Source organism: Pseudomonas frederiksbergensis (assembly GCF_035751725.1).
Classification (GTDB): domain Bacteria; phylum Pseudomonadota; class Gammaproteobacteria; order Pseudomonadales; family Pseudomonadaceae; genus Aquipseudomonas; species Aquipseudomonas frederiksbergensis_A.
Genome location: NZ_CP142104.1, coordinates 2,390,400 through 2,410,762 on the forward strand (window position 1 = coordinate 2,390,400; position 20,363 = coordinate 2,410,762).

General features: G+C 61.0%; 18 protein-coding genes. 6 read left to right on the forward strand and 12 right to left on the reverse strand.

The genetic code is table 11. The features are described 5' to 3' along the window. Positions 1 to 231 precede the first annotated feature (231 nt). Positions 232 to 1,131: an Ig-like domain-containing protein gene (locus VQ575_RS10755; RefSeq protein WP_198726121.1), complete on the reverse strand. Its 900-nt coding sequence runs from the start codon at positions 1,129 to 1,131 to the stop codon at positions 232 to 234. A 358-nt stretch (positions 1,132 to 1,489) separates the two neighbouring features. On the opposite strand from VQ575_RS10755, the gene VQ575_RS10760 reads away from it, so the two are divergent. Beyond that, on the forward strand, positions 1,490 to 2,770 hold the full coding sequence (locus VQ575_RS10760; protein ID WP_039591349.1) for a serine/threonine transporter: 1,281 nt from the start codon (positions 1,490 to 1,492) through the stop codon (positions 2,768 to 2,770). Between the two features lie 246 nt (positions 2,771 to 3,016). On the opposite strand, the gene acnB is transcribed toward VQ575_RS10760, so the two are convergent. After that, positions 3,017 to 5,626, reverse strand: coding sequence for a bifunctional aconitate hydratase 2/2-methylisocitrate dehydratase (gene acnB / locus VQ575_RS10765; protein ID WP_198726176.1), 2,610 nt, complete (start codon positions 5,624 to 5,626; stop codon positions 3,017 to 3,019). Positions 5,627 to 6,033: 407 nt separating this feature from the next. On the opposite strand from acnB, the gene VQ575_RS10770 reads away from it, so the two are divergent. Continuing rightward, positions 6,034 to 6,504, forward strand: coding sequence for a DUF1289 domain-containing protein (locus tag VQ575_RS10770; protein WP_039591345.1), 471 nt, complete (start codon positions 6,034 to 6,036; stop codon positions 6,502 to 6,504). 48 nt (positions 6,505 to 6,552) lie between these two features. On the opposite strand, the gene VQ575_RS10775 is transcribed toward VQ575_RS10770, so the two are convergent. Next, on the reverse strand, positions 6,553 to 7,416 hold the full coding sequence (locus VQ575_RS10775; protein ID WP_325919618.1) for a universal stress protein: 864 nt from the start codon (positions 7,414 to 7,416) through the stop codon (positions 6,553 to 6,555). A 159-nt stretch (positions 7,417 to 7,575) separates the two neighbouring features. Here VQ575_RS10775 and VQ575_RS10780 point away from each other — a divergent pair, with 159 nt between their 5' ends. Next, entirely contained in the window at positions 7,576 to 8,178 is a 603-nt protein-coding gene (locus VQ575_RS10780) for a MiaE family protein (RefSeq protein WP_039591341.1), read from the forward strand. Here VQ575_RS10780 and VQ575_RS10785 read toward each other — a convergent pair. From VQ575_RS10785 to VQ575_RS10795, 3 genes are all read right to left on the reverse strand, one after another. After that, entirely contained in the window at positions 8,175 to 8,663 is a 489-nt protein-coding gene (locus VQ575_RS10785) for a GFA family protein (protein ID WP_039591339.1), read from the reverse strand. The two genes, VQ575_RS10780 and VQ575_RS10785, sit on opposite strands and share 4 nt — an antisense overlap. A gap of 63 nt (positions 8,664 to 8,726) precedes the next feature. Continuing rightward, complete coding sequence (locus tag VQ575_RS10790) at positions 8,727 to 9,341, reverse strand: DNA-3-methyladenine glycosylase family protein (protein ID WP_325919619.1); 615 nt, start codon at positions 9,339 to 9,341, stop codon at positions 8,727 to 8,729. 22 nt (positions 9,342 to 9,363) lie between these two features. Continuing rightward, positions 9,364 to 10,446, reverse strand: a complete 1,083-nt coding sequence (locus VQ575_RS10795; RefSeq protein ID WP_039591335.1) for a bifunctional transcriptional activator/DNA repair enzyme AdaA — start codon at positions 10,444 to 10,446, stop codon at positions 9,364 to 9,366. Between the two features lie 145 nt (positions 10,447 to 10,591). Here VQ575_RS10795 and VQ575_RS10800 point away from each other — a divergent pair, with 145 nt between their 5' ends. Then, entirely contained in the window at positions 10,592 to 11,092 is a 501-nt protein-coding gene (locus VQ575_RS10800) for a hypothetical protein (RefSeq protein WP_325919621.1), read from the forward strand. A 77-nt stretch (positions 11,093 to 11,169) separates the two neighbouring features. On the opposite strand, the gene VQ575_RS10805 is transcribed toward VQ575_RS10800, so the two are convergent. Then, positions 11,170 to 12,624: a TrkH family potassium uptake protein gene (locus VQ575_RS10805; RefSeq protein ID WP_039591331.1), complete on the reverse strand. Its 1,455-nt coding sequence runs from the start codon at positions 12,622 to 12,624 to the stop codon at positions 11,170 to 11,172. A gap of 176 nt (positions 12,625 to 12,800) precedes the next feature. Between VQ575_RS10805 and VQ575_RS10810 the strand changes: the two genes are divergently transcribed. Continuing rightward, positions 12,801 to 13,388, forward strand: a complete 588-nt coding sequence (locus tag VQ575_RS10810) for a LysE family translocator (protein ID WP_039591329.1) — start codon at positions 12,801 to 12,803, stop codon at positions 13,386 to 13,388. Positions 13,389 to 13,418: 30 nt separating this feature from the next. Here VQ575_RS10810 and VQ575_RS10815 read toward each other — a convergent pair whose 3' ends face one another. Then, complete coding sequence (locus VQ575_RS10815) at positions 13,419 to 14,243, reverse strand: helix-turn-helix transcriptional regulator (RefSeq protein WP_039591328.1); 825 nt, start codon at positions 14,241 to 14,243, stop codon at positions 13,419 to 13,421. 120 nt (positions 14,244 to 14,363) lie between these two features. Between VQ575_RS10815 and VQ575_RS10820 the strand changes: the two genes are divergently transcribed. Then, positions 14,364 to 15,335: a sensor domain-containing diguanylate cyclase gene (locus tag VQ575_RS10820; protein ID WP_039591326.1), complete on the forward strand. Its 972-nt coding sequence runs from the start codon at positions 14,364 to 14,366 to the stop codon at positions 15,333 to 15,335. A 26-nt stretch (positions 15,336 to 15,361) separates the two neighbouring features. Here VQ575_RS10820 and leuD read toward each other — a convergent pair whose 3' ends face one another. From leuD to xylG, 4 genes are all read right to left on the reverse strand, one after another. After that, on the reverse strand, positions 15,362 to 15,967 hold the full coding sequence (leuD, locus tag VQ575_RS10825; RefSeq protein WP_039591324.1) for a 3-isopropylmalate dehydratase small subunit: 606 nt from the start codon (positions 15,965 to 15,967) through the stop codon (positions 15,362 to 15,364). Positions 15,968 to 15,970: 3 nt separating this feature from the next. Next, the gene (leuC, locus tag VQ575_RS10830; protein ID WP_198723249.1) at positions 15,971 to 17,392 is read right to left on the reverse strand and encodes a 3-isopropylmalate dehydratase large subunit; all 1,422 of its coding nucleotides are present in this window, start codon (positions 17,390 to 17,392) and stop codon (positions 15,971 to 15,973) included. Between the two features lie 156 nt (positions 17,393 to 17,548). Continuing rightward, on the reverse strand, positions 17,549 to 18,685 hold the full coding sequence (locus VQ575_RS10835; RefSeq protein ID WP_039591320.1) for a sugar ABC transporter permease: 1,137 nt from the start codon (positions 18,683 to 18,685) through the stop codon (positions 17,549 to 17,551). After that, positions 18,686 to 20,242, reverse strand: a complete 1,557-nt coding sequence (gene xylG / locus VQ575_RS10840) for a D-xylose ABC transporter ATP-binding protein (RefSeq protein ID WP_325919622.1) — start codon at positions 20,240 to 20,242, stop codon at positions 18,686 to 18,688. Positions 20,243 to 20,363 lie beyond the last annotated feature (121 nt).

The window sequence follows — 20,363 nt, forward strand, 5'->3', positions numbered from 1 at the left end:
TAAAGGTGGGGCCTATGGAAGGTTCGTATCCGCCACCTTCAGCGGGCCCGATAAGCGCAGTGCGATGAAGTGCTGCACATCGGAGTTGTTCTTCTGAGCTGGCAAAAAAAACGGGCTGGAGGAACACAAGTTGCCGTCGGAAGCCTTCCGGTCGGCGAATCGGTGGACAGAAGCATCTGCTTCAGGTGTTTCCCACGGCCCGTTGTGTGTGGCTCGATTGTTACATCGCTTTTAACCAACTTTGATGAAGACAGGGTTGGACCACACTCCCGAAGGAGGATTAGGTGCCATCAGTAGCCCAAACATACCGTTGTTTTTTCCGGCTGTCGGTTGTAGATCAGCAGCGGGAGTCATCATCCAGTTGCCGTAGGCGTCCGTCACCGTGCTACCCCATCCAGGCGTCCCAACGCCGACTTCAAAGAGTGAAATGTTGGCGTTGGCAGGCCCTGTTCCCGCGATATAAGGACGGCGGACGGTAGGGATTCCGTCCGTTGGGTGATAAATTGTCAGTGGCTGGTTTGGGTCTACCGGTGGGGTCTTGGATATATGGACTGAAATAGTATTGGACCATAGCTTTTGGTCAGGCGTTGCCAGCAGGCTAAACATGCCCTTGTTTTTACCAGCGGTCGGTTGCAAGTCCTCCGTTGGCGTTATGACCCAGTTTCCATAGGCGTCCGAGATTATACTCCCCCAAATTTTGTCTCCAACGCCGGCTTCGTAAAGCTTTATAAGCGTATTGGCGGGACCTGTGCCGCAGACAATGAAACGCGGAGGAATAGTACGGCCTTCTGGAGGGTAAATAATTGTCAACTGCGGATTATAGACTGGCGGTGGCGTGGTTCTGATTTCGACCTCGACCATATTCGACCAATATTTGGAATCCTCACCGGGTGCCACGATCAGTCCGAAAATGCCAGAGTTTATGTTTTTGGCCAAAGTCGGCTTTAAATCAGCGCTGGGCTTTATCATCCAATTGCCATGGATATCTGAGGTTGCACGTCCCCATTCGTAGTTGCCCACACCGGCTTCGTAGAGCTTTATAACTGTATTGGCTGGACCTTTCCCGTGTATGCAGGTTCTGGGGAAAATCCTACCGTATTGAGGCGGGAAATCGATGATTAAGTCGGACATGTTGGTCTCCGGGATGGTTATCGAACGATGACCGGAGAATGAGAAAAAACGAGCAACTCTTCATACTACCTTCGGCCTGGCTTCTAGCTTAATGCTTTTAGGAGGCACCGCTACTGTCAAGGTTGACAGGGAGTGATTGTTTGTATCTATCAGTACTCGGACACCGCCCCCGCAGATGAAGTGAGACTAATTGCTTTCGCGGCGATCTGCTCCCCACAACCACTCCTCAGCTAAGCCTTTGCTTCTGCTCGTTAATCCCGGACAATCGCGCCCCTGTTTCGGCCAGGGCGCTGCCTGTCGGGGTTTTCCGACTCGTCCCGGCCGGGTGCATGTGACCGGAAAGCGGAGATCCGACCGGATGAATGATCAGGCCAACAGCGTCGAAGAGCGCTTTGAAACGATAGCCCCAGCCACCCTCAGTCAATGGGGTCGCCACGACACGACGTGGATGCTGGGCCTGTTTGGTACCGCCATTGGTGCCGGCACTCTGTTCTTGCCTATCAATGCAGGGCTCGGCGGTTTCTGGCCGCTGCTGGTCCTGGCGGTGCTGGCCTTCCCCATGACGTTCTATGCCCACCGGGGCCTGACTCGTTTCGTGCTGTCCGGTCGCGACGGGGCGGACATTACCGAGGTGGTGGAGGAGCATTTCGGCATCAAGGCCGGCGCGCTGATCACCCTGTTGTACTTCTTTGCTATCTTCCCGATCCTGCTGATCTACAGCGTGGCGTTGACCAACACGGTGGGCAGTTTCCTGGAGCATCAACTGCACGTGCAGCCACCGCCTCGGGCGGTGTTGTCGCTGGTGCTTATCCTCGGCCTGCTGGCTGTGGTGCGCTGCGGCGAACAGGTGATCGTCAAGGCCATGGGCCTGATGGTCTATCCGTTCATCGTGGCGCTGCTGTTCCTCGCGGTGTTCCTGGTGCCCCATTGGAGCGGCGGGATCCTGACCACCGCGTCGACGATGCCGGAGCCTTCGGCCCTGCTGCATACCCTGTGGCTGGCAATCCCGGTGATGGTGTTCTCGTTCAACCATTCGCCGATCATCTCGGCATTCGCGGTGGACCAGAAACGTCGCTACGGCCATAACGCTGAGGAGCGCAGCGCGCAGATCCTGTCGCGCGCCCATGTATTGATGGTGGTGATGGTGCTGTTCTTCGTGTTCAGCTGCGTGCTGACGTTGACCCCGGCGCAACTGGCCGAGGCCAAGGCGCAGAACCTGTCGATCCTGTCGTACCTGGCCAACCACTTCAGCAACCCGACCATTGCCTTTGCGGCGCCGTTGATTGCTTTCGTGGCGATCGCCAAGTCGTTCCTCGGGCATTACATCGGCGCCAGCGAAGGCCTCAAGGGCCTGATCGTCAAGAGCGGCCGCCGCCCGGCTGCCAAGACACTCGATCGCCTGACGGCCGCGTTCATGCTGGTGGTGTGCTGGGTCGTCGCCACCCTCAATCCAAGCATTCTAGGCATGATCGAAACCCTGGGTGGCCCGGTGATCGCGGCGATCCTGTTCCTGATGCCGATGTACGCCATTCGCAAAGTCCCGGCGATGGCCCGCTATCGCGGCCAGGCGTCCAATGTCTTTGTGGTGTTGGTGGGGGTGGTGGCGATTACTGCGCTGGTCTATTCCCTCTTGGCGTGACCTGTTTTGTTGTGGGGGCGAGCCTGCTCGCGAAAGCGGTGTCACAGTCGATGAAGATGTCGGATGGGCCGGCCTCATCGCGAGCAAGCTCGCTCCCCCAGGTTTTGCGGTGTGTATGAATTTTGTGTTCACTGAAAATCCAAAGGATATGTACCCAGAAAAAGGGCATTTTCCCAGAAATAGACGGGCATAAAAAACGCCGCCCCTCGCAAGAGGGGCGGCGTTTTTAGTCGGGCGTCTTAAGCTTTAGGCTTGGACGACCGGGATGTTGGCGTTTGCAGCCGCTTCACGGAACTCGGCGATCTGGTCGAAGCTCAGGTAGCGGTACACGTCCGCTGCCATGCTGTCGATCTTGCCAGCGTATTCCATGTACTCCTCGACGGTCGGCAGGCGACCCAGGATCGACGCTACGGATGCCAGTTCGGCCGAAGCCAGGTAGACATTCGCGCCGTCGCCCAGACGGTTCGGGAAGTTACGGGTCGAAGTCGAGACTACGGTGGAGTTCGGCTCGACGCGTGCCTGGTTACCCATGCACAGCGAGCAGCCTGGCATTTCCATCCGTGCACCGGCCTTGCCGTAGATGCCGTAGTAGCCTTCTTCGGTCAGTTGGTGAGCGTCCATCTTGGTCGGCGGCGACAGCCACAGGCGGGTTGGCAGCTGGCCCTTGACCTGATCCAGCAGTTTACCGGCTGCGCGGAAGTGACCGATGTTGGTCATGCACGAACCGATGAACACTTCGTCGATCTTCTCGCCAGCAACGCTGGACAGCAGGCGGGCGTCGTCCGGATCGTTCGGCGCGCAGAGCACAGGCTCGCTGATGTCGGCCAGGTCGATCTCGATGACTTCGGCGTATTCGGCGTCGGCATCGGCTTCCATCAGTTGCGGGTTGGCGATCCAGGCTTCCATCGCTTGGGCGCGACGCTCCAGGGTACGTGCATCGCCGTAGCCTTCGCCGATCATCCAGCGCAGCAGGGTGATGTTGGACTGCAGGTACTCGGTGATCGACTCTTTCGACAACTTGATGGTGCAACCGGCAGCCGAACGTTCGGCCGAGGCGTCGGACAGTTCGAAAGCCTGTTCCAGGGTCAAGCCTTCCAGGCCTTCGATTTCCAGGATGCGGCCGGAGAAGGCGTTTTTCTTGCCTTTCTTCTCGACGGTCAACAGACCTTTCTGGATGGCGAAGTATGGAATGGCATGAACCAGGTCACGCAGGGTGATGCCAGGTTTCATCTTGCCTTTGAAGCGCACCAGGATCGATTCCGGCATGTCCAGCGGCATGACGCCGGTGGCAGCGGCGAACGCGACCAGGCCGGAACCGGCCGGGAACGAGATGCCCATCGGGAAGCGGGTGTGCGAGTCGCCACCGGTACCCACGGTGTCTGGCAGCAGCATGCGGTTCAGCCACGAGTGGATGATGCCGTCGCCCGGACGCAGGGAAACGCCGCCGCGGGTCATGATGAAGTCAGGCAGGGTGTGGTGGGTGGTGACGTCGATCGGCTTTGGATAAGCCGCGGTGTGGCAGAAGGACTGCATCACCAGGTCAGCCGAGAAGCCCAGGCACGCCAGGTCTTTCAGTTCATCACGGGTCATGGGACCTGTGGTGTCCTGGGAGCCCACGGTGGTCATTTTCGGCTCGCAGTAGGTACCAGGGCGCACGCCTTGGCCTTCCGCCAGGCCGCAAGCCTTGCCGACCATCTTCTGCGCCAGGGTGAAACCCTTGGTGCTTTCGGCTGGCGCTTCAGGCTTCTTGAACAGGTCGAACGGTGGCAGGCCCAATTCGGCGCGAGCCTTCTCGGTCAGGCCACGGCCGATGATCAGCGGAATACGGCCGCCGGCGCGGACTTCGTCCAACAGCACCGGGGTCTTCATTTCGAAGGTGGTGATGACTTCGTCGGTACCGTGCTTGCAGACTTTGCCAGCGTGCGGGTACAGGTCGATCACGTCGCCCATGTTCATGTTCGACACGTCGAACTCGATAGGCAGTGCGCCGGCATCTTCCATGGTGTTGTAGAAGATCGGGGCGATCTTGCTGCCGAAGCAGAAACCGCCAGCGCGCTTGTTCGGCACGTACGGGATGTCGTCGCCGAAGAACCACAGCACCGAGTTGGTGGCCGATTTACGCGAGGAACCGGTACCGACCACGTCGCCGACGTAGGCGATCGGGAAGCCCTGGCCGCGCATTTCTTCGATCTGCTTCATCGGGCCGGTCTTGCCTTGCTCGTCCGGAACGATGCCGTCACGGGCCATTTTCAGCATGGCCAGGGCGTGCAGCGGGATGTCCGGGCGGGACCAGGCGTCCGGGGCAGGGGACAGGTCGTCGGTGTTGGTTTCGCCGGTGACCTTGAACACGCGCAGGCTGATCTTGTCGGCCAGCACCGGGCGCTTCTTGAACCACTCGCCTTCAGCCCAGGATTGCAGCACGGCCTTGGCGTGAACGTTACCGTTCTTGGCTTTTTCAGCCACGTCGTGGAAGGCATCGAACATCAGCAGGGTGTGCTTGAGTTCTTCGGCGGCGACGGGTGCCAGCTCGGCGTCGTCCAGCAGCTCGACCAGGGTCACGATGTTGTAGCCGCCCTGCATGGTGCCGAGCAATTCGACGGCGCGCTTCTTGTCCAGCAGAGGGGATTGGGCCTGGCCCTTGGCCAGGGCGGACAGGAAGCCAGCCTTGACGTAGGCAGCTTCGTCGACTCCAGGCGGAACGCGATTGGTGATCAGGTCAACGAGGAAAGCTTCTTCGCCAGCCGGAGGATTTTTCAGCAGCTCGATCAGGCCTGCAGTTTGTTCGGCGTTAAGCGGCTGGGGAACGATACCCAGGGCTGCGCGCTCTTCGATATGTTTGCGGTAGGCTTCAAGCACAGTTATTACCCTCATCAGTGGTCCCAAATGGGTGTCCGGGACGCTCATCCAGAAACTCACGGCACTCATGCGCGTCAGGGGGCTTTTTGGGCCTCCACGCCAGAATTGCCGGAGTTCCTCACAGAAGCTGCTTTCAAAGTTTTACGCCTGCAGAACGGGAGCTGATGAGGGTTGGCGTTGGGCTTTCCCCGCTGGAAAGACCCTTCGCCAACACCGCTCTGAAGGAACGACTGTGCTCGTGACGCTTTGAAAACAGCTTCTAACGGACATTGGCGCCTTAAAAGGCTGGCTGATTCTACGGGAAAAAAAAATTAAAGGTAAGTTGGGCTTCCAGGTTTGAGGGGTGATCAATCTTAGACAAAGGGCTAACATGCCCGCCTGTCCTGTTTTTGCGTGTGCGTTGCCTTATGCCCAACCAGCTCATCAAGACGCCCTGCGTCGGCCTCTGTTCCACTGTCTACGGTGACCTGGTGTGCCGTGGCTGCAAGCGGTTCCACCATGAAGTGATTCACTGGAACGGCTACAACGAGGACGAAAAACGCGCGGTGTGGATGCGGCTCGAGCAGCTGTTGGTGCAGGTGATGGTGGCGAAGCTGGAGGTGTTCGATCCAACGTTGCTGCGCCAGCAACTGGAAGCGCGCAAGATCCGCTTCGTGCCGCATCAGTCGGAATATTGCTGGGCCTACCAGCTGATCGCCCGTGGCGCGCGGGTGATCAACAACCTGGAAGCCTACGGCATGGTGCTGTTGCCGGAGTTTCGCGATTGGGAGCTGCCGGACCTGCGCGATGCCATTGATCGGGAATTCTTCCTCCTGTCCGAAGCCCATTACCAGCGCTATATCGCGCCGGGGTTCCTGAAGGATGCGATCGGCGGCTGAGCCGTGAGGAGGCTTTTGTGGCGAGGGAGCCTACCGCCAGCGCCTGTTTTATTCCTTCACCGCCAACTCCAACAGGTGATCCTCGACCTCCTGGGGCTTGAGCACCAGTACGTCGCTTTCCAGCGCATCGAGCACGGCTTCGGCGGTGTTGCCGATCAACACGCCTGACAAGCCGGAGCGCGCCACGGTGCCGATCACCGTGACGGCTGCCTGGAGCTTGTGGGCCATGTAGGGAATCAATACGTCCGCCGGGCCTTCCTGAACGTGCAAGTGCTGGTCGTCGATGTCGAATTCAGCCTGGAATGCCCGGCATTGCTCGCGATATTGCGCTTCGATGGTTTCCTTGAGCTGGAAAGTCGGATCGGCCGCCGAGAGCATCGGTGACGGATGAGCGCTGATGACGTGAAGGTGCGCCTTGGCCAGGAGGGCGATGTCATAGCCATGGTCGATGATGGTCGAGTGCAGGTGGCGATGCTCGCCATCGGCGTTGCCGACATCGACTGCCGCCAGGATGACCCTGTCTTTCCAGGAACCGCTGGTCTTGACCAGCAGCACCGGCGTCGGGCAATGGCGCAGCAGCTTCCAGTCCGCTGGCGTCAACAGGGCTTTTTTCAACGGGCTGTCGGGGAAATGCTGCTTGATGACCAAGCCGCAACCCTCGGCCTGCTGCACGTCGATGATGGTTTCGTAGAGACTTTCGTTCCAGGCCTGTTCAGTGGACACGCTGTAGCCGTCGGCCAACAATGCGCTTTTGAGTACGCTGAGCAGGCCCGCATGATCGTGGTGTTTGTCGCACACCAGCAGGTGCAGGTGAGCCTGGGTCACGCCGGCGATCAGTTTGGCCCGCTTGAGCGCGAGACTTTCCGAATGTTCAGGTTCGATGACCACCAGGATGCTGCGAATGGCTTGCATGATCGGCGTCTCCAGCGATAAAGGGGTATGGCGTTGCTCAACTATAGTTGCTGTGCGAGGCTCGTCGACTTGATGCATATCAACGGTGGTGACTGGTGGTCTGGAGGCAGGCCGGTATAATCGGCGCCCTTTGCTCGACTACCTTTTCCCGTGAGCCCCATGATCCTTCCCGAAATCCACGAGTTCCTCGGTTGCCGCACCCCTGATGCCTGGGTCCAGGCTGCGTTGGCCGATCAGGACACGCTGCTGATCGACCACAAGAACTGCGAGTTCAAGGCCGCCAGCACCGCCCTGAGCCTGATCGCCAAGTACCATTCGCACGTTGATCTGATCAACATGATGTCGCGCCTGGCCCGGGAAGAACTGGTGCATCACGAGCAGGTCATGCGCTTGATGAAAAAACGCAAGGTCGGCCTGCGCCAACTTTCCGCCGGGCGCTACGCCTCGGGCCTGCGCAAAGTGGTGCGCAGCCACGAGCCGGTGAAACTGGTGGACACCCTGGTGGTCGGCGCTTTTATCGAAGCCCGTAGCTGCGAGCGTTTCGAGGCCTTGGTGCCGCATCTGGACGAGGAACTGGGCAAGTTCTATTTCGGCCTGTTGAAAAGCGAGGCCCGGCATTTCCAAGGTTACTTGAAGCTGGCCTATCAGTACGGCGACGCCAAGGACATCGTCCAGGTGATCGACAGGGTTCGTGAAGCCGAGCGCGAGCTGATCGAGTCGCCGGATGTGGAATTGCGGTTCCACAGTGGCGTGCCGACCTAACGGGTCAAACCCAACCGCTCATGCCACTGGGCAATCGACTCTTCGGGATACACCTCGAACTGCTGGTCGCCCGGATGCGCCTCGACTTCCACCCACGGAGCCTTGGAGCCCAGCATCAAGTGGGTGCGCTGCGGCGGTACCGGCAGTGGCGTGTCGATGGCTGAGGCAAACGGATGTATCAGCTCCGGCCACTCCGGGCTGAACAACCAAAGTCCCGAACCGCACAACGAGCAGAAATGCCGTTCGGCGCTGCTGCGGTGGGCGCGTTTATCACCTTCATCCTTGAGTCGCGCATGGTAGATGGTGATGTGCTTGCGGCCTTGTACCTTGAGGCTTTTCGCGTCACCCGACAGGTTGATTGCAAAACCGCCGCCGCCCTGGGTCTTGCGACAGATCGAGCAATAGCAGCGCTGGTAAGGGTAGGGGTGACGGCTGTCCAGGCTGAACGAAACGGTGCCGCAGTGGCAGGATCCTTCGAGGTGCATGGGGGGAACCTCCAGACAGGGGTTGAATACTCTGGACAACCTCAAGGGGGCGAATGTTCTGATCTACTTGGGCACCCGCCACAAATACCACGCCGCCACCGTCCGGTAAGGGCTCCAGGCCTGGCCGATAGCGGCCATCTGACGGCGATTCGGCTGGGCGCCCAGCCCCTTGAGCCGTCGATATCCCTCGCGAACCCCGAAGTCATCCGCCGGCAGGATATCCGGCCGTTCCAGGCTGTAGATCAACAGCATCTCGACAGTCCAGCGCCCGACGCCGCGCAGGCTGACCAGGCGTTCGATCAGTGCCTCATCCTCCATGGCCCGTGCCGAGGCGTAATCCGGCACGACTCCGTCCAGTGTCGCCTGGGCGATGCCCTGGAGGGTCGCGATCTTGCTGGCGGAAAATCCGCAGTTGCGCAATAGCACGCCGTCAATTGCCAATAGTTCTCTGGGGTCGGGAAAGGCTGCGGGGGCAAACAGCGCCAGGAGCCGCCTGAGAATGGCATCCCCAGCCTTGGCATGCAGTTGTTGATAGGCGATCGCCCGTACCAGCGCCTCGTAGGGTTCACGGGTCGGCTTGGGTTGCAGCAGGCAAGGGCCGACGGATTCGACGTGGCGTTGCCAGTCTTCGTCAAGGTTGGCCAGGAAAGTACTCGCTTCGTGGTAGGGCAGGTTCATCTGTCTCTCGTTTCGGGGCAGATCAAAACGCCAGGGGCAAGGAAACCTGTACCGCGGCTTGTTCCAGCCGCAGCAGAAACGCCTTGCGCGGCTGGCCGCCTCCATAGCCGGTCAATGCACCATCGGCGCCAATCACCCGATGGCAGGGGACGACAATGGCCAGGCGATTCTGTCCGTTGGCCAAGCCCACTGCGCGGCTGGCGCCGGGGCTGCCGAGAGCGCAAGCAACGGCGCCGTAGCTGCGGGTTTCGCCATAGGGAATCTTTTGCAATTCGCCCCAGACCCGGATCGCAAAGGCGCTGCCGGGCATGTGCAACGGTACATTGAAAGTCGTGAGCTTGCCGGCGAAGTAGTCGGCCAGTTCGCTTTCGATCTGTTGCAAATGAGCGTTGTGGCCCGGGGCAACCGTGTAGTCGTAGCGTTGCTGCAGTTCTTCCAACTCTTTGGTCAAGGCCGGGCGGTCAAGAAACTCCAGCAGCACCAGCCCACGACGTTCAGCCATGGCCAGCATCGGCCCCAATGGGGTGGTCAGGCGGGTGAACAATAGTGGTTCGCTGAGGCCGGCGCGGCCGGGGGTGATATGAAAGGACTTCACGAACGCATCGCGAAAACCGCTCAGGGATTCATAGCCTGAGTCGAACGCCGCGTTGTCAATGGAGGCGCCGTCCTTGATCCCGCCCAGGGCGATGCCCAGCCGCCGGGTGCGCAGGTAGGCATGGAAGGTCATGCCGAAATGCTGCTTGAACCAGCGTCGCAGCCTGAGCGGTTCGATGCCTTGCTCAAGCAGCAGCGCGTCGCTCCAGCGCAGGTCGGGGCCCGCATCCACGGCCTTGAGCAGGGCCTGGATCCAGTCCGGTGCGATGGCAGCGGCGTCCAGCGGCTTGCAGCGCAGGCAGGCTCGATAGCCGGCCGACATGGCTTCATCGGCGTGGGCGAAGAACTCCACGTTCTCCGGCTTCGGCTTGCGCGCCGTGCAAGTGGGGCGGCAGAAAATACCGGTGGTCTTGACCGCAGTGAAGAACACCCCCTCGTAGGCGGTGTCTCGTTCGAGCATGGCGCGGACCATTTCGGCGTGGGGCGGTAGAAGCGAGTCTTGTAGGTTCATGGATGGAGCATAGAACCGAGCCCCGGACGACTCCACCGAAAAATCGACAGTGAATTTTCCAGTCGTTTGGTCGGACAATCGCGAACAAAAATTGAACCTTCGAGTCTTAAAGGTTCACCCGCTGTTTTTGTCTTTCGGAGACATCATGTCCAAACATAAGAAATCCCTCATCGCCGTTGCTGTCTGTGCCCTGGCGCTTGGTGCTTCGGCGCTGTTGCCTGCCGACCTGTCGCCTATCGGTTCGAGCTATGCCGCAGGCAATGGTGGTGGCGGTGGCGGCGGCAACGGCGGTGGTGGCGGTCACGGTGGAGGAAACGGCGGTGGCAATGGCGGCGGCCACGGTGCTGGCATTGGTGGCGGCCAGGGCCATGACAAGTCGGGCGACGCCCGCGGCCTTGGCAAGGGATTGGCCAGCGACCACACCGGCACTCGTACCCGCACCCGGGATCATGGCGTGAGCGGCAAGCACACCGGCACTACCCGCACTGATCGCGCCAGCAAGTCTTCGGTGACCTCGGCCATTGCCAAGGATCGTGATACGCGCGGCCTGACCAAGGCGTCGGCAATTTCCACAGCCACGCCAGGCACCCACAACACCAAGGGCCTGACCAACGCGACCAGCTCGTCGATCAAGAACGATCGCTGATCGCCTGGACAAAGCCGCGATGCCTGTGTGCAGGCATCGCGGTTTTTTTTCGCCTGCCGGATGGGCGTGGCGAAGGGTCAGTATTTCCAGAACACCGGCGTGAACAGCACCAGCACCGTCAGGATTTCCAGGCGTCCCAGCAGCATGCCGATGGTCAGCAACCATTTTGCCGCGTCCGGCAGGGTCGAGAAGTTGCCGGCCGGGCCGATGATATTGCCCAGGCCCGGTCCCACGTTGCAGACCGCGGTGGCGGCGCCGGTCAGGGCGGTGGTCCAATCCAGGCCGATCAGCGCGAGGCCCAGGGCGATGGCGCCAATCGTAATGGTGAAAAAGAACGAAAACGTCAGCAGCGAGCGAACGATTTCCTCGTCGATGGGATGGTTGTTGTATTTCTTCTGGATCACCGCCCGGGGGTGGATCAGTTGCTTCAAGCTGCCCATCAGCAGGACCTTGGCGACCTGGAAGCGAAAAATTTTCAGACCCCCGGACGTGGAGCCCGAACAGCCGCCGACGAACGTAAGGTAGAAAAACAGCAACAGGGCGAAACTGCCCCACAGCGTGTAGTCACCCAGCGCCACCCCCGTGGTGGTGACCACGGACGTAACGTTGACCGCCACGATACGGACCGCGTCCAACCAAGCGAGGTCGCTGTTCAGGCTCAGCCAGGTTCCCACCACCAACCATGTGACTACGAGGAATCCGAGGAAGCCCCTCACTTGCTGGTCCTTCAGCAGGGCACGCCTGTGACCCCGCAGCGTTGCGACATAGAGCGTGAAGGGCAACGCACCTGCCATCATGATGACCACCGACACCCAATGAACGGCCGGTTGGGTCCAGTGCGCCAGGGAAGAATCAGAGGTTGAAAAGCCGCCGGTGGAGATCATCGACATCGCATGGTTGATTGCTTCGAAAGGGCTCATGCCGGCCAGCCACAGCGCCAATGTGGAGAGGGCAGTCAAACCTATATAGATCCACAGGATGTAGTTGGCCGCGACGTGGGAGCGTGGCGTGACTTTCTCCGACCAGTCCGACGATTCGGTCTGGAACAGCCGCATGCCGCCGACCCGCAGCAACGGCAAGATCGCCACGGCCATGCCGATAAAGCCGATCCCGCCGAGCCAGTGCAACATCGAGCGCCAGATCAGCAGGCCGGGCGATGCCGTATCCAGCCCGGTCAGGATGGTCGAGCCGGTGGTGGTAATCCCCGACATGGTTTCGAAGAACGCGTCGGTGTAGCTGATGTGCTGGATGAACACCATCGGCAGGGCGGCGAAGGCGCAAACGAAGACCCAGCTGGCGGTGGTGAGCAGGTACATCTCCCGGGGGCGCATCTGGACGTGTTCCGGTCGTCCACGGGCGACCAACGCCACACCACAGACAAACGTGATCAGGCTCGACCAGAGAAACGCCGACAAGTCATCGTTGCGGTCGTAGAACATCAGCGTGAACAGCGGAATCGCCATGCTGACCGCGAGGGTGATCAGGAAAATTCCCAGGATGAAACCGATGAGACGCAGAACCGCTATGGACATGGATAACGCCTGATTCAGAAAGCTGCACAGTATCGATTTGGTGAATCGCTCACCGCGTAAAGTTTGCGTAAAAAAATGAAGCGCAAGTGCTCGACGACAAAGGCAGTTTTCTTCAATACCCGGGGAGCTGGGCCGTTTACCTTGGGCCCTCTTTCCTGCAACGAAGAAGATATGTGATGAGCTTGATATTTTCCATGGCTACGTTCGCGCTGGTGGCGTCCATAACCCCGGGGCCGGTCAACATCGTTGCCCTCAGCTCCGGCGCCCGCTACGGCTTTCGCGCCACCTTGCGCCATGTCGCCGGCGCCACCCTGGGGTTTGTCCTGCTGCTGGTCCTGATGGGGTTGGGGTTGCACGAGGTCTTGCAGCGCTGGCCGGGGCTGACCCGTGGGGTGCAACTGGCGGGCGTGGCGTTCCTTTTGTTCATGGCCTGGAAACTGGCAATGGATGACGGCGAGCTGGGGGACCGGGACGAGGGGCGCGCGCCGTCGATGGTCTATGGCGCGCTGATGCAATGGCTCAACCCCAAGGCCTGGCTGGCTTGCGTGGCGGGGATGGGGGCTTTCGTGGCCGATGGCGAGACGTGGCGGGTGTGGCAGTTCGCGGCGATCTACCTGGTGATCTGTTACCTGTCGGTGGGCTGCTGGGCCTACGCTGGGAGCTACCTGCGTATTTGGCTTGGGAATCCGGCGACCATGCGCCTGTTCAATCGGGCCATGGCGGCGTTGCTGGGGGCGAGCGCGGTGTATTTGTGGTTGCCGTAAGCGACTCGTCCCGCCACAACAGCGGGGTGGTCAGCCGCGATACTGGCCCGGGGTCGCCGCCAGGTGTTGTTTGAAGGCCCGTTGGAAATGCGCCTGGTCGGCAAACCCGCTTTCCAGCGCCACATCGGCAATCAACTTGCCCTCGCGCAATTGGATCCGGGCGAATTGGATCCGGCGGTTGATCAGGAAGGCATGGGGCGTCATGCCGTAGTGCCGCTTGAAGGCCCGGCTCAAGTAGGACGGCGAGAGCTGCGCGAAGGCGCAGATGTCTTCGAGCTTGAGGGCTTCGGTGCAATGATCATGGATGAACTGCGCGGCGCGCATCAGGGCCGGGTGACTGCCACGGTCCGGACGCCCAGCCGGATTGAGCCGATGCTGCAGGTCGGTGAAGAACGCCTCGGTGGCATCTTGCTTGGCGCCGGCATCGATCCGTTCATCCACCAACACGTCGTAGAGCTCACACAGGCCCGAGAAAAGCACGGTATCGCGGCTGTGGGTGGTGTCGAAGGCCTGGAAGTCCAGGGACGGATCAAAGCCGATCCGGCGTTGCAGATCCCTCAACCAATGAGTATCGACATACAGCATCACGTATGACCATGGCTGATTGTCGATCGGATTGCAGGCGTGGACGTCGCCAGGGTTCATCAGCACCACCGTGCCGCCCTCGACCTGGAAGTTCGATTGCTCGTGCAGATAGGTACTGCGCCCGGCCGTGATCGCACCGATGGAAAAATGGTCGTGGGCGTGGCGCGAGTAGCAGACCTTGCGACCGTCGGCGATGGCGCGGGCCTCGATGAAAGGCAGCGCCGCGTCGCGCCAGAAACGTGGGGCGGCGTCGTGGTTGGCGGGCTTCATCGGTCAATGTCCTGTTTTGTTGGCTGTGCCTGAGTGTATGCGCGTGCGCCGCAAAATGCCCGTTCGAGTTCGACGCCGGTCTGGGCTAGACTGCAGTAACGCTCGCCAATGGAGTTACCGATGCTCGCGCCAGGAGAACCTGAGAACGAAGCCGTCCGTCTCAAGCAACTGCAATCGCTCAAGCTGCTGGATACCGCACCCGAGGAGCGATTCGACCGTCTGACCCGTCTCGCCCGGCGCCTGTTCAATGTGCCCATCGCCCTCGTGTCGCTGGTGGATGCCAATCGGCAGTGGTTCAAATCCAGTGCCGGGCTGGATGCCAGCGAAACGCCCCGCGAGGTGTCCTTCTGTGGGCACGCGATCCTGCAGGACGAGATCCTGGAGGTTTGCGACGCGGAACAGGACGAGCGATTCCACGACAATCCGCTGGTCACCGAACAGCCCGGCATCCGCTTCTACGCCGGTCATCCCCTGGGCTTGGAAGATGGCAGCAAGATGGGCACCTTGTGCCTGCTGGACACCAAGCCACGCAAGCTCAATGACGAAGAGCGCGACCTGCTGCGCGACCTGGCGAGCATGGCCGAGCAGGAATTGGTCGCCGTGCAGATGGCGAGCATGGATGAACTGACCCTGCTATCCAATCGTCGAGGCTTCAGAACGTTGGCGCAGCATGCGTTGCGCGTCTGCGGCCGGCTTTCGCGACCGGCCACGCTGCTGTTTTTCGACCTCAACGATTTCAAGCCGATCAACGACCGCTTTGGCCATGCCGAAGGCGACAGTGCCCTGAAAACCTTCGCCGATGTGCTGCGCATTGCCTTTCGTGAAAGCGACGTGATCGGTCGCCTGGGTGGCGATGAATTCGTCGCGTTGCTCACTGGCGCGTCTCATGTCGAGACCGCCGCGATCATGGCCCGTCTCGGGGAGATCCTGGAGGAGCGCAACGCGACATTGCAACGCGGTTACGACATCCACTTCAGCGTCGGCCAGATCGAGTACGACCCTGAGCGACATGGTTCGATCGACAGCCTGCTGGCCGATGCGGACGCGGCGATGTATGCGCAGAAGAAGGGGCGGCGCGATAGCTTGAACTGATCGGCCCATGACCCAGGCGAAACGCTCTAGAGCCAAGGGTTTTGCGCCAAATGCCGGGCTTCGAAGCGACGAATCTGTTCGGCGCGTTGAAGCGTGGCGCCAATGGCGTCCAGCCCCAGCAGCAAGGATTGCTTGCGCAGCTCATCGATCTCGAAGGCAATCACCTCGCCATCGGCCAATCTGATCTGTTGCGCCGACAGGTCGACGGTGAGGCTGGCGGTTTCGGCGTGGCTGACCGTTTGCGCGATTTTCCTTAGCTGCGGTTCAGGCAATTGGATCAACAACACCCCGTTGCGCTGGCAATTGTCATAGAAGATCCCGGCGAAGCTGCTGCCGATGAGCGCCCTGATGCCCGTTTGCTTCAACCCCCAGACGGCATGTTCCCGACTTGAGCCGCAGCCAAAGTTCTCTCCCACCACCAGGAACGTTGCGCCGCGCCAGCCAGGCTTGTTGAGCACGAATTCAGGATTGGGAACGCCAGCCTCCAACCACTTCAAGTCAAAGAACAGTCCACGGTCCAGCCCGTTGCGGTCGATGCCCTTGAGAAATTGCTTGGGCATGATCACGTCGGTGTCGATGTTGGCGGCCAGCAGCGGGGCGGCGGTTCCGATTACGGTAGTGAAGGGTTGCATGCTTCAGGCCTCCGGCAGCAGTGAACGAACGTCGGTCAGGTGACCGGCAATGGCGGCGGCCGCCACCATGGCCGGGCTCATCAAGTGGGTGCGGGCACCTGCGCCCTGGCGTCCTTCGAAGTTGCGATTGGTACTGGAGGCGCAGCGATCTCCAGGGGAAAGCACGTCATCGTTCATGGCCAGGCACATCGAACAGCCGGATTGGCGCCATTCGAAACCGGCGTCGCGGAAGATCGTCGCCAGGCCTTCCTCTTCGGCTTGCTGGCGCACCAAAGTCGAGCCGGGCACGATCATCGCCCGCACATGGGCCGCGACGTGCTTGCCCTGTACGACACGGGCCGCATCGCGCAGGTCTTCGATCCGCGCATTGGTGCATGAGCCGATGAAGGCATGGTTGATGACCACTTCGTTGAGCGGCATGCCTGGCTTCAGACCCATGTAGTCCAGCGCGCGCTGCAGGCCTTGGCGCAGGATCAGGTCGGTTTCTGCCGAAGGGTCAGGTACCCGACTGCCGATGGCAGCAGCCTGGTCAGGGCTGGTGCCCCAGGTAACCATGGGTTCCAACGCATCGACATCGAGTGTCACTTCCCGATCGAAGACCGCGCCGTCATCGCTGTGCAGGGATCGCCACTGGGTCACGGCCTTTTTCCACACGTCGCCCCGGGGCGCGCGGGGTTTGCTTTGCAAGTAGTCAAAGACCTTGTCATCCGGCGCCATGAACGCGCCCCTGGCGCCGGCCTCGACGGCCATGTTGCAAATGGTCATGCGGGCTTCGACGCTCAGCGCGGTAATCGCCGGTCCGGTGAATTCGATCGCATAACCGGTGGCGCCCGAGGCGCCGATTCTTTCGATCAGCGCCATGATGATGTCCTTGGCGGTGACGCCTGCCCCGAGAATCCCGTTGACCGTGACGCGCAAGGTTTTCAGGCGCTTGTACACCAGTGTCTGCGTGGCCAGCAGGTGTTCGATTTCAGAGGTGCCGATGCCGAAGCCGAAGGCGCCCAACGCGCCATAGGTGGTGGTGTGGCTGTCGCCCGCGGCCACCACCATGCCGGGCAGGATGAAGCCTTGCTCGGGGGCGACGACGTGCTCGATGCCCTGGCGTTTATCCAGCACATCGAACAGCTCGATCCCGAAGTCGCGGCAGTTCTGCGCAAAGTACGACACTTGCCGGGCACCCCCGGCATCCGGCATCGCTGCGATGCGCTGGGGCGCCGTCGGGTTGACATGGTCGACCACTGCCAGCGTTGCGCTCGGGCGCCAGACGCTACGGCCGTTTTCGCGCAGGCCGCTGAAGGCTTGTGGGCTGGTGTATTCGTTGGCGACCTGGCGATCGATGTACAACAGCACGTGGCCCTGGTCGTCCAGCGGGCAAACGGTATGGCTGTCGATGTGCTTCTGATAGAGCGTTCGAGGGCTGTTCATGCAGGCGCTTCTTTTTTCCTGGCGGGGCTGCGGACAGCATATTTATCGCCCACGTCGTATCAAGAGCCCTGGAGTGAAGACGTTGCACACGGATTGTGATCAATCGTGAGGGCAGGGCGGGGCGGCCCCTCCATGGCCGCCCCGGATCGGGATGGATCAGCGCCGGGCGGTCCGGGTGCTGACGTCCACCCATACGGCCAGCACCAGGATGCTGCCCTTGACGATCATCTGCCAGTAGCTGTCGACGTCAAGCATGGACATGCCGTTATCCAGGCTAGTGATGACCAGCGCCCCCAGCAGCGCGCCATAGACCGTGCCCGAGCCACCGCGCATGGACGTGCCGCCGATGAAGCAGGCGGCGATGGCGTCCAGTTCGCCCATGTTGCCGGCCGAAGGCGAGCCGGCGGCCAGGCGCGCGGTATTGACCATGCCGGCGAGGGCGCACATCACGCCCATGATGCCGAAGATCCAGAGTTTCACCGCCTGCACGTTGATGCCGGAAAGGCGCGTGGCTTCCATGTTGCTGCCCACGGAATAGACGCGCCGGCCGAACACGGTCTGGCTGGTGACGTAGCTGAACACCCCCAGCAGGACCAGCAGGAGCAGCACCGGAACCGGAATCCCGTCGTAGCTGTTGAGTGTATAGACGAACCCGGCCAGCACGGCGCCGATCAGCAGCACCCGCGCCACGTCACGTATCAACGAATGGGCCGCCAGACCATGGAGCGCGCGGTTGCGGCGCTGTTTCCAGGTGAGGAACAGCGTCAGCGCGAACAGCACCACGCCCAGGCCCGTGCCGACCGCATGGGGCAGGTAACCCTGGCCGACATAGACCAGCTCCGGTGACACCGGGGCGATGGTGGTGCCGCCGGTGATGCCCAGCAGGATCCCGCGAAACGCCAGCATGCCGCCCAGGCCGACGATGAAAGAGGGGATGCGCAGGTAAGCGGTCATGTAGCCGTTGGCCAGGCCGATCATCAGTCCGCACAGGGCGACCAGGCTCAGGTTTGCCAGCAGCGGAATGTGATAGACCACATCAAGTATTGCCGCCAGTCCCCCCAGCAGACCCAGCAGCGACCCTACCGACAAATCGATTTCCCCACTGATGATCACCAGCACCATGCCGCAGGCAAGAATGCCGGTGATGGACATCTGCCGCAGCAGGTTGGAGAGGTTGCGCGGGGTCAGGAAGCCGCCTTCGGTCTGCCAACTGAAGAACATCCAGATGACCGCTACGGCGATCACCAGGGCGAGCATTTTGTAGCGGGTGAAGACTTGTTTGACCTGATTCATCTACGCGGACTTCCGATCATTGTTGTTATTGCTTTCGGGATGGCTGAGCGCGGCGGCGAGCACCTGTTCCTGGGTCAATTCCTGGTTGATGAAGTCCCCGCGCAGTTGCCCCTCGCCGATCACCAGCACGCGGTCGGACACACCGAGTACTTCGGCCAGTTCCGAGGACACCATGATGATCGATACACCTTCGGTCGCCAGCGCGCCCATCAGTTTGTAGATCTCATATTTGGCGCCGACGTCCACGCCCCGGGTGGGCTCGTCGAGAATCAACACCCGGGGCTTGGTCAGGAGCATCTTCGCCAATACGGCTTTCTGCTGGTTGCCTCCGGATAGGCTGGTGATCGGCAGGAACGGGCTCGCGGTCTTGAGATGCATGCGCGAGATTTCCCGGTCGATGCTGCCCAGCTCGGCTTCGGCGTCGATGCGAGTCATCCTGGAGAATTTATCCAGGACCGCCAGGGTGATGTTCTGACCGACGCCCAGGTCCGGGATGATGCCTTGGCGCTTGCGATCTTCAGGGACCATGCACAGGCCGGCGCGAATCGACTTGAGCGGCGTGCTGCTGTCGATGCGCTGCTCGTCGAGCCAGACTTCGCCCTCATGGCGGCCGGGGTAGGCGCCGAACAGCGCCGACACCAGCTCCGTTCGACCGGCGCCCACCAGCCCGGCGATGCCGAGGATTTCGCCGCGCTTGAGTACGAACGAAATGTCATCGACCCGTTTGCGCCTGGGGTTGTCGACGTCGTAGCAGGTGACGTGGCGCGCCTCGAAAACCACCTCGCCGATTTCATGGGGTTCGGTGGGGTAGAGGTTGCTCATTTCTCGCCCGACCATCTGGGTGATGATCTTCGGAATGTCCATGTCCGCCATGGCCGTGGTCGCGATGTGTTTGCCATCGCGGATCACCGAAATGGTGTCGCACACGGCCGCCACTTCATCGAGCTTGTGGGAGATGTAGACACACGCCACGCCCTTGGCCTTGAGGTCGCGGATGATGTCCAGCAGCACGTCGATTTCCGAGCGGGTCAGGGCCGAGGAGGGCTCGTCGAGGATCAGCAGGCGCGCCTGCTTGTTCAAGGCCTTGGCGATCTCGACCAATTGCTGGTAGCCACCGCCGTATTGCGAGACCGGCAGCGAGACGTTCATGTCCGGTACCTTGAGTTCGCGCATCAGGGCTTCGGCGCGGTGGATCATCGCCGGGTAGTTCATGCGTCCGCCGGGCAATGTCAGCTCGTGGCCCATGAAGATGTTTTCGGCCACGGACAGGTCGGGGACCAGGGTCAATTCCTGATGAATGATCACAATGCCGGCGGCTTCGGTTTCACTGATCGATTGCGCCTTCAACGGCTGGCCATCCCAGATGATCTCGCCTTCCCAGGTGCCGTAGGGGTAGACCGCCGAGAGGACCTTCATCAAGGTGGATTTGCCGGCACCGTTCTCGCCGCACAGGCCGACGCACTCACCCGGCCTGACCTTGATGTCGATGCCATTGAGGGCCTTGACACCGCCGAAGGTCTTGACGATGCCATTCATTTGCAACAGGTATTCGGACATGGCGAGGGCTCGTTAAAAAGGGCTCACACAACATGAAACCTGTGGGAGCGCGCCTGCTCGCGAAGAGGCCGGCACATCCAGCATCATCATCGGCCATGACGCCGCCTTCGCGAGCCCGCTC